Origin of the sequence: Dapis purpurea BLCC-M126 (assembly GCF_050015975.1) — a bacterium.
Lineage (GTDB): Bacteria > Cyanobacteriota > Cyanobacteriia > Cyanobacteriales > Microcoleaceae > Trichodesmium.
In genome coordinates this window covers 1-14299 of record NZ_JBNHER010000214.1, presented here as the reverse complement: position 1 = coordinate 14299, position 14299 = coordinate 1, and the positions used below count along the sequence as shown (strand labels likewise).

Genomic DNA, 14299 nt, shown 5'->3' with positions numbered 1-14299 from the left:
ACGCTAAGTCAGCACTTCAGCGCGTAGATGAAGGAACACCACCTAATGGAGAAAAAAATCAACAATTTCAAAGATTATGCTATTTGGGAAGCAATACTTTCTCTACTAAGAGAAAATTACCAAGTTCACTTTATAACTGAAGATAAAGGTTTTTTTAAGAATAGAAATGATCATTATGCTCGCCTGGCTGAAAATCTTGAGGAAGACTGCAAAAATTTAGGTCAAAAGGTGTTTATATATAAAGATTTAAAATCATGTTTAGATAAGCTTCAAGCTGGTATGCAAGAACTCGATAAAACAAGTATTATTCTAGGAATAAATCAAGAAATAAATTCTAATTTATCTCAAGATTTACTTTCGGAAACAGGCTTTGAAATAACAGAATTTTATGAAAATAAATCTTCAATTTCAGCTTTTTATACAGAAGTTGTAAATAAACTAGCTCTAGAGTTTGAATTAAAGTATCATTTATCAGATTTTCAAAACACAGAAGAAAATGAAAGACAAGAATCTATATTAACAGTAAAAGGAGAATGTATGTATGACTATACCGATAAAAATTTGAGTGACATTTTTCTCAGAAGTGAAACAGTAACTTGGTTAAATGCTGATGGTACACCAGGTAGAAGAGGTGAAGTTTCTCTTCGTTGCACTTGCGTTATAGGTGCTGGGAATAAGGAAGTTAAGTATAAATTTCGAGAGCAACTTTAAGCAATAAATTAAACTGAGAATAGATATGAAAAACATAAATTTTTGCGTGCTAAATTTAACTTAGGAATGTTTAATTTTACTACTTAAATAAAAAATCTTTAAAATATGTTTACTAAAAAGGCTTCTCTCAATTATAAAGATGAAAAATCAGATAAAGTTTATGAAGTGGAAATAGTTTACCTAGCTTGGGAAAAATATCAGGTTAATTTTGCCTATGGCAGAACAGGGAGTAAACTTAAAACTGGCACAAAAACAAATACTCCTGTTTCTTTAAAAGAGGCTAAAGAAATATTTGATAGCCTAGTTAATTCCAAACAGAATAAAGGATATAAATTTTCTGATTCTCAATATTTTTATGATGATGATTTGTTAGAAATATTCTTATCTGACAGACAAAAAATTATTGATAGCATTAAGCAAAAAAAAGTAGATAATTTTTTAGAAGAACTTGAAAAAGCCGGATTAAATCCTGGAGTAGATTTGGTAGGAATTGACTTAAGTTATGCTGATTTAAGTAACCTTGACTTAAGTAGTTGTAACCTTTCTCAAACAAATTTAATTGGGGCAAATTTAACGGGTGCAAAACTTCAAGGTGTTATTTTAGAAGAAAGTAAAATTGATGAAACTACACAAATAGATCCTAAATGGCGATTACTTTGGGAATTAGTTAATTTAGGAGGAGAAAATCGAGATTTAAAAGGAGTCGATATTAGTAATATTGAAATTGATTTTATCAATTCCGATGATTACGATTCACGAGTAAATTTAACTGGTGCTAACCTTGAAGGTGCAAATTTCAGTAACTCCTATTTATATAACTTTGATTTTACTAATGCTAATCTCAAAAATGCTAATTTAAGTGGCTCTGAACACGCTTCTTTATCAGGTGCCTGCTTAGAAGGAGCAGATTTAAGTGATACTTGTTTTAATTCAGGTGATTTTGAGAATACTATTTGTATTAATGCTAACTTTAGTCGAGCTTCCTTTTGGCACGAAGATGCACATTTTAGAAATGCTAATTGTAGAGGTGCAAATTTTCAGGAAGCAACTTTTTGTTTAGGTGAAATGGATGGAGCAGACTTTAGCTATGCAAATTTTTCAGGTGCGGTACGTTTATATGACTTTCTTAGTAGTCCTATTACAATAAAAGACGTAAATTTTCAAAATGCTAATTTCACAAATACAGATTTATCAGGAGTAGATTTTAGTAGGATTAATTTGATTAATTTGACTGGAGCAATATTTGACGAAGCTAATTTAAAAGAAACTAATTTTTCAGGTTTAAATTTAAGTAATACTTCTTTTAAAAATGCGAATTTACAAGGAGCTAATTTAGAAAAATGTAATTTAGAAAATGCAGATTTTACTAGCACTAATCTTGAAAATGCTAACTTAAAAGGAGTAGATTTTAGCCAGATTCGCTCTTGTGAAGGTATGATAATTAATGGTAAGACTCTAGTAGATGCGTAATGGCAAGAATAGTTACAATCCCAATAATATTTCAGTTTTCAAGAAAATACTTAAACAGAAATTGATTAAACTTTTATAGCAATGACCATACTTATGAGATACACAATTTTTTTGGCTTTGGTAAGTAGAAAATTAGAAGAGTATGAACATAAGAAAAATAACTGTACTTCATAACTGTGGTAATTGCTATATTTTATTTTATACTTCTTTTCAATCTTGATACAAATACTTCTCTACAAAGGCTGTAATTTCTTTATCTCGGAACTCTTGAGCTAAATTTTTCAAATGTTGGGCAAAGGGAATATATTTTTGGTCTAACTCTTCTAGATAAGCTGCTCTTTCTTGAATTTTTCGCATACTACCTAGCATAACAAATTCATATAATATTTCCATTTCTTCTAGAGGAGGTGGGATTATAGATTCAAGTTTTTCTGATAGACTAATACTATTTGTATCTAGTTTTTCTTCTGCTGCTTCTTCTTCATAAATCCAATCTAATTTTAAATATTCTCCTAATAGTGATAGTAACTTATTTTCATCAATTGGCTTGGATAAAAAATCATTACAACCTGCTATTTGACTTTGTTTTTTATCCATATCTAAAACACTAGCAGAAACTGCAATAATAGGAATATTTTTTACTTCTGACAGGCTACGAATAGCTTGAATTGCTTCAAATCCAGTTTTAACTGGCATTACTAAATCTGTCAAAATTAAATCTGGCTGAAATTTTTGCGCTAGATCTATTTCCTCTTGACCATCTACACCAAGAATTATTTCAAATCCTAAAGGTTCGAGCATATTTTGCAGCACTAATAGGTTTTCTTGTTTATCATCTACTACTAAAATTTTACGTTTTGTGCCTTGGTATCCAATGATGCGTCCTATAGTTTCAGTAGTAGTTTCTATTGAAGTATTAACTGTCGGTAAATTAACTTCAAACCAGAAATTTGAACCTTTGCCCAGTTCACTTTTCACCTGTAGTTTACTTCCCATTAATTCAACTAATTGCTTAGTAATAGCTAGTCCTAAACCTGTTCCTTGCTGTCGGTGTTTAGTATTTCCTACTTGTTCAAAAGGTTGAAATATTTTCTCTAAATCTTCAGCAGTCATGCCGACTCCAGTATCAATTATTTCAAACTGGATAGTTGCCTGATTAGTTTCTGTTTCTATTTGAGTAACATTGAAATTTACTTGACCATTATCAGTGAACTTTACAGCATTTCCTAATAAGTTTAATAGTACCTGTCGTAGACGTTTTTCATCTACTATAATGCCAGTTGATAAGTGAGAATCTAGTTGAGATTTGAAGAGAATATCTTTTTCTAGAGCGCGCATTTTAATAATTCCTACGACACTTTCTAGAAAAGAAATAAAGTGAATTTCACTAGGGTAAAGCTCCATTTTTCGAGCTTCTATTCTGGATAAATCTAGAATATCGTTAATCAAGGTCAAAAGGTGATTTCCACTATTATGAATAATATTTAAAGCATTTTTTTGAGTAGGGGTAAAGTTGCGATCGCGTTGGAGAATTTGAGCATAACCCAGGATACCGTTTAAAGGTGTTCTCAGTTCGTGACTCATATTTGAGAGAAATTCACTTTTTGCTTGGTTAGCTGTTTCTGCTACTTGTTTAGATTTTTTCAGTTGTTTTTGTTCAAATGATTGTATTTTCCATAAAATAATCATCATCATTGTTGCTAATGCTATTACCACTACAGCAATTAAGTTAAGAGGTCTAAGTTGAGACTCAATATTCTGTCGGGGAATAACCAGGGCAACTGACCAATTGGCTTCTTTTAGGGGTAAATATGCTACATATTTGAAAATTCTGTCTATTTTTGTTAGGGAAATTCCTTGTTTTTTGTCAACCATTTGTTGAGCAATAACTGCCAAACCTTGGTCTGTAGAGTTGAGCAAACTAGGGGCAGGTTTTTCTAAGGTTGACATTAACTCTGTGTCTGGGTGAACGATCGCTTCTCCTTTAGAGTTGAGTGCAAAAGCATAACTTTTTTTCCCATATTCCAAACTATTTACGATATCAATGACTTTTTCAATATCAACTACAGCATCAGTTAAACCAATAACTTTTCCCAATGGTTTTTCCAATTCGGGGATGCCAGAAAAAACTGGTGCTTCAAAAGCCACTATTCTTTTACCTTTGGGAATGCGAGCAATTATCGGATCGGATAAAGTTGTGATACCTTTATTCAGAGCTTCTTGAACGTGTTCCCGGTCTTTTAGGTTAATCACTCCACTGGGTTCTCCCTCTACTGTAGTGTATAAAAAAGCATCAGCATCGATCATTCCTAAATACATAAATTCTGGTAAGCGTTTTTCTTCTACTTGCAAATAGGGTTTAATTTGAGACCACTCCATAGTTCGGAATATGGGATTATTTGCTATTGCTTCCAGTGAGGCTTTTCTATTACTCAACCAACTATCAATTTCATTCACACCTTGTTCTACTTCTAGAAATGCTTTGTCTCGTAAATTATCTAAAATTAAATTCCTAACTATTTGATAGCTGAAGTAAGTACTAAAACTAACAAATAATGTTGTACCAGCAATAATTACTCGGACCCAAAAATTATGATATAAACTTTTTTGTTGAGGCTCTGATAAATCCTGTTGTCGATTTTTTTTGTCTAAAACAGTCATTTTTATTTCCTTGAAAAATTATTTAATCATTTAACTCAGAATTATCATCCTGAAAAATTGGCAGAATAATAGTAAATATTGTACCTTGACCAAGTTTCGATTCACAGAAAATTTTACCCTGATGTTTTTCTTCTACAATTTGGCGAGAAATAGAAAGCCCTAATCCTGTACCTTTACCTACTTCTTTTGTGGTAAATAAGTTGTCAAATATTTGTTTTTTTATCTCCTCTGACATTCCATGACCATTATCTTTAATTTTAATCATTACTTGCTGATAATCTAGACTAATTTCAGTAGAAATTTCCACAATCAAATCATCAGTTCTTGTTTGATTGCTAATCACTTCATCAAATACATCAATTGCATTAGCTATTAAATTCATAAACACTTGATTTAACTGTCCTGGAAATCCTAGAATCAGGGGGATACTTCCATAATTTTTGATGACATTAATTCCAGAGCGATACTCGTTTGCTTTTAATCTATGTTTGAGTATCATTAAGGTACTATCAATGCCTTCATGAAGGTTAAAATTTACTTTTTCATTGCGGTCTGCACGAGATAATGTTTGCATAGATCTACTAATTTCCTGAATTTTTTCAATACCTTGTTTCATAGAAATAAGCATTTTCGGCAAATCACTTAACAAATATTCTAGTTCTATTTCTTCAGCTTTTTCTTGGATAATTGTTCCTGACACAGGAAATATTTCTTGATATAATTTCAAATATTCAATTAGCTCTTTTACTGCTACTTCTGTATGTTCCAAGTTGCCGGCAATAAAACCCAAGGGATTCTTGATTTCATGGGTAATTCCTGCTAGAAGTAAACCTAAAGATGACATTTTTTCACTCTGAACTAATTGCAATTGTGATTCTTGCAGTTCTTGTAAAGCTCTATTTAGTTTTGTTGTCCGTTCTTCTACTTGTTGTTCTAGTTTTTGAGTCAAAAAATACAGTTGAAGATGCAGGTTCACTCTAGCTAAAACTTCTTCAATTTGAATTGGTTTAGTTACATAATCAACTGCCCCTACTTGAAATCCTTTGACTTGATATTCTGATTGATTAAGAGCAGTCATAAATATAACTGGAATATTTTGAGTTTTTTCATCTTCCTTTAATCGACGACAGGTTTCAAAACCATCTATTTCTGGCATTAAAATATCTAGCAAAATTAGATCGGGATGGGCAAATTTTGCCCTTTTAATACCACTGAGACTATCACTAGCAATCAAAACATTAAATCCCCGATATTCTAGAGCATTAGCTGCTAAACTTAAGTTAGTTGGGTTGTCATCAATTACTAAAATGGTACTTTTATTGCTTATATTAGTATTGAGACGATCATTATTGCTGGATTTCATTACCATATCTATATCTATTGCATAGATCAATAATTTATTATAATACTTTATTCATCAATCATACAAATAGTATAGCAATTTTAGAATTGGTAAGATACATAATTTTTGGATTTGATAGAACAGGGAATAGATAAAAGAAAAATAGTCTACCGTAGGTATTCAGCTATTAGCACTGAGCTCATCCTGCGGAATGCGACTCAAACAGATTTTTAATGAATGAAGCCAGAAAATGGCATAGTTATACATCTGCATTTCCACCACTATTTAATAATTTTGAATTATACCAATTCCCCAAAGCAATACTATACCTATCTAACAGTTCAGTTTCAGTGATTAAGTAATAGGTAAAGTTAACTAATTTTTTTTAAGATTCTAGACATCAACCTTAATATATATTATTCCTAATTTCGATGCTCCCTTGTCCCTATTCGCTGCTCTTAAGGAAATGTAACAAAAATAGGCTATATTTAGTATAATTAGTATAAGACGGAGTTAATCTCAATTATGTTTCTAATATTCTTAGCTAAAATATATTTTAGTGGATAGGTTTAATATAGCACTAGGCAAATAAGTTGCAGACATTTATAACTGCTCTATCATCATTCATTGATTACTTGTGACTTGTCCGTAGCGCTATAGCTGCTAAGTGTTTTTGATTAACTAAAATCCAGGATTTTAATCCTAATACAAAGTCAGAATTATTATCTAGTTTCAAGGCGAAATTGCATACAATTAATGCTTCTTTCCATCTTCCTATTTTAGCTAGAGACCAAGCAAAATTTGCCTGTATCCAAGATTCATGTGGAGATAATTTTACTGCTATTTCTAACTGTTGAAGTGCTTGTTGCCAATTTTCTTGACGACAATTAATTAGCCCTAAAACTCCATAACCTCTACCATCATTAGGATTAATTTGAATTGCTTGATTAGCTGCAATAATAGCTTGGCGATCTTCTATATAAACTAATATCATTGCCAACTCTACTGCTGCTATACCATTATCAGTTTCTTTGAGCAAACATTGTTGATAAGATGTAACTGCTTCTGTTAGATTTCCTTGTTTTAAAATCTGTCTTGCTTGTTTTAATTTTTGAGAAATAAACTTACCTTTAAGTGCATCAATTAATTCATCAGCAGTTTGAAAACGTTCCTCTATTTCCATCTTCATTCCTGTTAATATAATTTGTTCTGTTTGGGAATTAATTGATGGTTCTATTTGCCTTGGAGAGATTAAAGTTTCTGACCCTAACCTAGCAGGTGATACTACTGGCACTTTACCTGTTAAAGCATGATAAATTGAGGCACAAATAGCATACAAATCTGTACTGGGATTAGCTTTACTTAGATTAGTATATTGTTCAATAGGTGAATATCCAGGTGTTAGCATAGCGGTCATTTTATTGGTGAGACCTGCTAAAAATTCTCTTGCAGAACCAAAATCAATTAAGATGGCTTTATCTTGGGAGTTAATAATAATATTATCTGGTTTAATATCCCGATGCAGAAAGTTATTTGCATGAACTAATTTTAAAGCTTCGGTAATTTGAATAAAATATTTTTTGACAATATTTTCTGGCAATTTACCTCTTTCAAGCAAAATTTGAGATAGAGGTTTACCTGAGACAAATTCCATTACTAAATAGGCGGTATTGTTAGCTTCAAACCAGTTAATTACTCTGACAATATTGGGATGAACACATTTTTTTAGAGATTCTGCTTCGGTCTGAAATTTTTGGATTTGTTCCTGTTGAATTTTAGGAGGAATAGAAGGAGGCCAGATAATATTAATCCCATGTCTGAGAAACTTATCTGGGCAAAGTTCTTTAATAGCAATATCAGTAAAATTTTCTAAATCAGTTGCTTTGTAAGTAATGCCAAAACCACCTTCACCTAAAGTTTTTTCTATTCTGTATTTACCTTGGTAAAGTAAAGTGCCACTAGGAAGTTGATATCCCACTGAATTTAAGGTTATTAAAGCACAACCACAGGCAGTACAGGTAATGGCTGTATCAAGATTTTCTGCGCCACAAATTGGGCAGTTGATTGACATTTTTTATCCTTATTTTACTTAAGAAGGAAAAGGGAAGAAGAAAGAAGAAAGAAAGAAGAATAAATTCTGCTGTACATTGAAATTGTGAATAATAAATTAGCATTTATTAATTAACTGATAGCTTAAAATATTTTTTCTTGTTCTTATTCCTTTCCTATGTGTATTTTATTCTGCAAATAAAGGTATATTAGCTGAGATTTAAGTAATTATAAATAATAACCGAATTTTACCTATGGCAATTTCATCTCCTGAGTTTAATATTTCTGGTTTATTCATACGGTATCCAAACCGAGCTTTACCTGTAGGTTTGATATAAATACCATTAGTTGAACCCATATCTTTTATCTGCCATTGATTATTTTCAAAATAAATTTCTGCATGGGTTGAGGAAACAGTCTCATCTCCATAGAATCCATCTAAATCAATTTCTACTGGTCCGAGATTTGGGTCGAATTTACCAATAATGGCATTGTTACTATCGATAATAAACTCTGTTATAGGTGCACCTACTTGTTTAGAGATAAGTTTAACAACAGTACTATTAATAAAAGTGGGATTAGTAGGATTTTTAGGTGATATATTAGCTTTTTGACTATCTTCTATAATCTGGTTTTTACTGGTAGAAATATTTGTAGATACTGGTGTTTTTAGGGGATAGTTGTTAATATTATGATTTAGGTTTAGTTGTTGTTCATCTGATTGTATAAATGTTTTTGCTTCTCGGTCTTGAATCCCTTTTTCTTGAGTTTCAAATAAAGTGGTTGATGCTCTAATTTCTGAACCACAAATTTCGCAAAATTGGTTTTTGTCTGCATTTCTGTCGTAGAAACATAAATTACAAGTAATAGCCATAATTATCCTCTTTATAAACATTCAGCTCTCAGCTATCAGCAATCAGCTATTTTTAAGCATTTCTGATCGAGATGCACTTTTTTTTGTAGGATTCTGTTTTCAAAGTGGTATTATACCAATTCCCAAAAATAATATTATACTTCCTCAAAACTTTAGTTATTAAGTAATATAGAATCCAGATAATTGCTATAGCCAAGTCCGCAGAGACTGTAACGGAGTTTAAGGAACCAATCTCAGGGCTTTTGAGAGATTGCTTCCTATCGTGGCAATGAGGAATTTTTAAGGCAGTTTTATATAATAATTAAGGTTTAGGAATATTTTTAACGATTCTAGGCATTAAGCAAAAATATCTTATTCCTAAAAACCCTACTCCCTACCTTTAAGAAAAATCTAGAGGTGGTAATGCTCCTATTTTTGGTTCTAAATCAGATAAGTCTGGATAAATCAGTGGGGAAATTTCTTGATTTGCCAATTCTGTGAGATTGTGAATATTCTGATGATTAGCTATAGGTAAGTCTAGAATAATACTGCTATCTCTATATCCTTCTTTTATATCTTGAACCCAAGTTTTGATGATTGTTTGTAAGTGCATATCATTAATTTGACAGTTACTTTGGCTTTCTAGTTCATATTTAATTTTATTACATACTATTGGGGTAAAAAAATTTGTTGGCTGATCTTCATAATGTTGTTCTAAGTCTACAGTATATCTATATTGTTGATTAGTATTTTTTTCAGTAATATTTAGGGAGTATTGTACCATAATAATTTCAACTAATTAAGTGTAACAGCATCTATCGCCCAATTATTATTTGCAGAATTCCAGATTAAAAATAACTCCAGAGATTGAGTAAGATTTTCTCCTGATTTTTTTGTATATTTTACCTGTACATCTATTGTAGATGTGTCTGTACTTGTATTGGTTTGTTGAACATCTTGAATCACAACATTACTCATTCCTGACCACCAGTCATAATAGGAATTATAACCATCTGGATGTAGTTGTTGATTATTCTGAAAACTTGATGATAATTGATTCCAAGCTTCCTGATATTTACCTTTATTCAGATTTGAATAATAATTTTTTACTGCTTCTTCAGCAGAAGTTTTTGTAGGAGTTGTTTCTGATATTGGTGTTGATGGAGAAGCTGATTTTGGGATTTCTGAAGTAACTACAGATGGTTCTGGTATTGGCAAATCACCTAAACTCATTTCTAAGTTAAATTCTGAGGATTTAGTAGGAGTTGAAACTTGTACAATGTATTCTCCTGTTAGGGGTAAATCAATAGACATTTGTTCTCCCGAAATAGGAGAATCTTGCTGTGTCGCTATGATTAATTCTCGCCGTTGCAATAATTTAGTATCTGGGGCAAATATCCAAATACAAACATTGCTGGTAATTCTATAGTTAAAATCTTTGCCTGTTCTGGCATAAAATTTATATCCAAGTTGTTTTTCAGAGTTAACAGTATCCGATATAGTAACTATATTTGTAGTTAAAGATAAAGATTTAGTGTCTGTTTTTCCGAGACGATTTTTTGGTTTCTCTGGGCATTCTACAAAGCTAGGAGTGGATGATGTACTGGGCAAATATAATTGATTTTCAGGAGTAGAAGAATTACTACACCCATAGATGATTGAGATAGTCAAATATAGTAATGATTTCTTCATATATTAATTTATGGATAAATTGGTAAAAAATTACGATTTCCTCTTTTGACTGAGTAGACTTAATTAAGAATAAGTGATTGATAAAACTTTTCTCACTTACACTGAATTTAGGTATCAATTATCTAATAATATTAGCTTCAGTTATGTTAGCTGAATTAAAATATTGGTCTGGGGGTCTAATATTTTTATTGGTGTTGACATGATCTAGTTTAATACTTTAGAATATATAACAATATTATAACCTTCCTCAAGTTACTGAGGTAGAGTTATTTTTCTTCTTTTCTATTCCCTGTTTCCCGAATTACTACTCCCTGCTCCCTACTCCCTACTCCCTAAAACAAATATGGCAAGATTTCAGAAATATTTAGTTAAATTTGTTCTTGTTCTTTGCATCAGTTTACTATCAGTATTTCTAGTATTTTCTCCTGTCCAAGCTGAAGATGCAACAATTGTCAAAGTTCCAGTGGTATTAGATGGTCGAGAATTGTTAGAAATTGGACCTCTGGGAAAAGTCACAGCTCAGGAACGTGCTGAATTTATCACATCAACTCTAGAGTCAGCTTTAGCTGATAGCATTGAACGAGGAAAACCTCCAGAGGTCAAAATAGTTCGCTCTAATCAAAATGTGGTATTGAAAGTTGATAGTCGCCCCTTGCTAGAGATACCACAGGATAACCTCAACTCAATGCACTCAGAGATGCAGCAGCAAATATGGCAGGAACAACTCCAGCAGGGTTTGGAGCAAAGTTGGCGGGAACGCACACCAGCTTATACCCGTTGGGCAATCAAAATGCTGACAATTGCCTTTGTGACTACTCTGTTGCTTCAAGGAGGACTGGTATTACTATTTCGTTACATTCTACGCCGGAAGATCAAAAATCCTCAGAGACGCTGGCACTCTTTACAGTTATTAGTTTTACTATTATTGCAAGTGGGAGTATGGGCGACATTTATCAATTATGGAATTCAATTATTTCCCATAACTAGAGGTTGGTTTTACGAGATTTTTCAACTTCTAGACAGTACATTTAATGCCAGAATGTTTCAATTGGGAGAAGAAAGCATTTCTCTCAACCGAATATTAGCGATCGCCATAACTGTTGTTGCACTTTGGGTAGGAGTAGGTTGGTTTGTGAGTATTCTCAAATCTCGCTTGCTCCCTCTCACAGAAGCAGAAGCCAGTCACCAAGGTACAATTGCTTTTTTTGTTGAATACGGACTGCTGTCTGTTGGCACGCTTCTCATTCTCAATGCTGGAGGGGTAGACTTTCAATCTTTAGCTATTCTACTTGGGGCGCTGGGTATAGGTATTGGTTTTGGATTACAAAATATTGTTAAAGACTTTATCTGTGGGTTAATTTTAATTGTCGCCCGTCCGATAAAAGTAGGAGAGTTAGTTCAAGTGGGAGAGTTTCAAGGTTTAGTTCAACGTATTGGTGCCAGAACTACTGATATTTCTAATATCGAACGCTACATTATTACTATTCCTAATTCCCGCTTTATTGAAGGGGAGGTTCTCAACTGGAACCGTAGCGGTATAACTAGGGTGAAAGCTTATGTTAAAATTCCCTATGGAACAGATATTGATTTTGTCTACAAAGTGCTACTCGGTGCTGCACAAGTAGAACATCCAGATATTCTCCGCCATCCTCCCCCCAAAGTCAAATTTCGGGAATATGTAGAGGATGGGTTGCAGTTTCGGGTGGTGGCATTTATCCGCGATCCTCTCAAACAACCAAAGGTAAGAACCCACCTATATAACCAAATAGAAAGATATTTGCGAAAGTATGGAGTAGAAGTCCCTCGCCCCCAACAAGACTTACATCTCAAAGACCTCGATCCAGAACTCTATGCTTGGGTGCGATCGCAAACCCCTGTAGAATATCGACCTCTACCTCAAGAAATTCCAACTATTGAACCTCCTTCTAGCAAAGAAGAGTATGACTGGGAGGCAATATCTAGTACGATGCGTGGAGAGCATGGAGTTTGTATCAAAGATCGACGATTTCAGTTTAAGCTCTTCAAAAAAGTCTTTTTGGGGTCAGAAGCAGTAGAGTGGTTAATGATTAATGAACGAGCTACGAGGGAAGAAGCGATTATGATGGGTGAGTTAATGTTACAACAAGGGATAATACACCATATTTTCGATGAACATAATTTTAAGGATGAGCCTCTTTTTTATCGATTCTATAATGATGAGGTTGAGGTTAGCCTTAGCACTAATTCTAATATGGAAGAAATTGATTCAGAATAGTTTTGCTCAGAAGTCGGTAATATGATGTCCGGATAATAAGTGATAAAAAAGTTTTTGTTCGTAGTATTGATCTAGTCCACAAAATATCTATATTATTGATCAAGCCCTACTACGAAGCTCTAGTTATAACTATTCACCCGGACATGATATTAAGTCCTAAAGCAATTATTCAGAATCAGGCAGAGCCGACAATTTTTCTTCTAATTGCTCTACGCTTGCATTTTCAGTGCTCATATCCACAACCGCACTTTTATCAACTAGACTTGCTACTCCAAATCCAACGTAAACTAATGTAGCAGTAAGTGTCAAGCTTGCCATGGCTAGAATTGGAGCCACAGATTGAGATTCAGATTTATTAGTAGTCATTATATAATTGTCCCTTTTTCTTATTTATACATATCTATGAATATATATCAGTATTTTTACGCATTTGAGTAGGAATAAGCAACCTCTTTCACATAAAAAAACATCAAACTTTCATATATAAAATATAAAATTATCTAATGTTACAGTGAATCTTTACTAAATCTTCATATATTATTCAGTGTAATGATGGAGTCAAGCAAAATAATTACTTTCTTCTTCAAGTTTGACTAAGTGGATTTGACCAGTAAAATACAATAAATATTTGATGGAAACAAATAAACACGACTGAACTCCTTCACTCTAAGGCTATTTGATTAAGCTTTGTGTGATTAAATTTCTCACTAAGACAAAATTTAATCATGTCTTTTGTTTCTAATAAATAGGGCTTGCGCTCAAAAGTCTGATGGTGAAGGAAGGGAGTAGGGAGTAGTGAAAACTCAACAGAGACAGAGAGTTATACAGGAGGTACTCAGAAAAATTATCCTTTGCTCCAACCTCCCTAACTCTTACCAAAATACTAACTTTTTGAGCTTACCCTGGCTGAAAATATCCTACTTTTTCCGGATTTGAAAATGCTCAAACCTTTATCTGCCCATGCGAGCGAGATTTATTTAGCAAACCCTAAATAATATTTATTGAGACTTTTATACTAGCTATCAGCTTTTCCTGCCGAATGCTACGCAAACAGCATTTAGCTGGAGCACTAAAAATTTAAGAGTAACGGTCCCTCACAAAGGAGCGAAAAAATTAGTGGTGCCTCTTTTATGGGGGTTTGTAGACGCGGAGCGGCTTCTCTTGAGTATCCACAAGCTGCTATAGAACCCATTTGAGCTCTATATAATTATCCAAGTTAAGTCTATTCGTGCATCAAGAATGAGGAAAAATTATCTCAAGGAGTGTT

10 protein-coding genes are annotated in these 14299 nt (G+C 32.9%); 3 read left to right on the top strand and 7 right to left on the bottom strand.

Annotation, left to right across the window (positions count from 1 at the left end):
* Nucleotides 1-45 precede the first annotated feature (45 nt).
* Both ACP6PL_RS18855 and ACP6PL_RS18850 read left to right on the top strand, forming a co-directional pair.
* Nucleotides 46-711, top strand: coding sequence for a hypothetical protein (locus ACP6PL_RS18855; RefSeq protein ID WP_426546811.1), 666 nt, complete (start codon nt 46-48; stop codon nt 709-711).
* 105 nt (nt 712-816) lie between these two features.
* The gene (locus ACP6PL_RS18850; RefSeq protein WP_426546810.1) at nt 817-2181 is read left to right on the top strand and encodes a pentapeptide repeat-containing protein; all 1365 of its coding nucleotides are present in this window, start codon (nt 817-819) and stop codon (nt 2179-2181) included.
* 210 nt (nt 2182-2391) lie between these two features.
* Here the strand turns inward: ACP6PL_RS18850 and ACP6PL_RS18845 are convergent, their stop codons facing one another.
* The 6 genes from ACP6PL_RS18845 to ACP6PL_RS18820 form a co-directional block, all read right to left on the bottom strand.
* A complete protein-coding gene (locus ACP6PL_RS18845) occupies nt 2392-4842 on the bottom strand; it encodes a hybrid sensor histidine kinase/response regulator (RefSeq protein WP_426546809.1) in 2451 nt (816 codons plus the stop codon).
* 22 nt (nt 4843-4864) lie between these two features.
* The gene (locus tag ACP6PL_RS18840; RefSeq protein ID WP_426546808.1) at nt 4865-6205 is read right to left on the bottom strand and encodes a hybrid sensor histidine kinase/response regulator; all 1341 of its coding nucleotides are present in this window, start codon (nt 6203-6205) and stop codon (nt 4865-4867) included.
* A 610-nt stretch (nt 6206-6815) separates the two neighbouring features.
* Nucleotides 6816-8255 (bottom strand): protein kinase domain-containing protein, encoded by a 1440-nt coding sequence (locus ACP6PL_RS18835; protein ID WP_426546807.1) that lies wholly within the window; start codon nt 8253-8255, stop codon nt 6816-6818.
* Between the two features lie 198 nt (nt 8256-8453).
* A complete protein-coding gene (locus tag ACP6PL_RS18830) occupies nt 8454-9107 on the bottom strand; it encodes an FHA domain-containing protein (protein WP_426546806.1) in 654 nt (217 codons plus the stop codon).
* 379 nt (nt 9108-9486) lie between these two features.
* Nucleotides 9487-9870, bottom strand: coding sequence for a hypothetical protein (locus ACP6PL_RS18825; RefSeq protein ID WP_426546805.1), 384 nt, complete (start codon nt 9868-9870; stop codon nt 9487-9489).
* An 11-nt stretch (nt 9871-9881) separates the two neighbouring features.
* Nucleotides 9882-10778: a hypothetical protein gene (locus tag ACP6PL_RS18820; RefSeq protein WP_426546804.1), complete on the bottom strand. Its 897-nt coding sequence runs from the start codon at nt 10776-10778 to the stop codon at nt 9882-9884.
* Nucleotides 10779-11121: 343 nt separating this feature from the next.
* Between ACP6PL_RS18820 and ACP6PL_RS18815 the strand changes: the two genes are divergently transcribed.
* Nucleotides 11122-13032, top strand: coding sequence for a mechanosensitive ion channel domain-containing protein (locus ACP6PL_RS18815; RefSeq protein WP_426546803.1), 1911 nt, complete (start codon nt 11122-11124; stop codon nt 13030-13032).
* Nucleotides 13033-13197: 165 nt separating this feature from the next.
* Here the strand turns inward: ACP6PL_RS18815 and ACP6PL_RS18810 are convergent, their stop codons facing one another.
* On the bottom strand, nt 13198-13398 hold the full coding sequence (locus ACP6PL_RS18810; RefSeq protein ID WP_426546802.1) for a hypothetical protein: 201 nt from the start codon (nt 13396-13398) through the stop codon (nt 13198-13200).
* Nucleotides 13399-14299 lie beyond the last annotated feature (901 nt).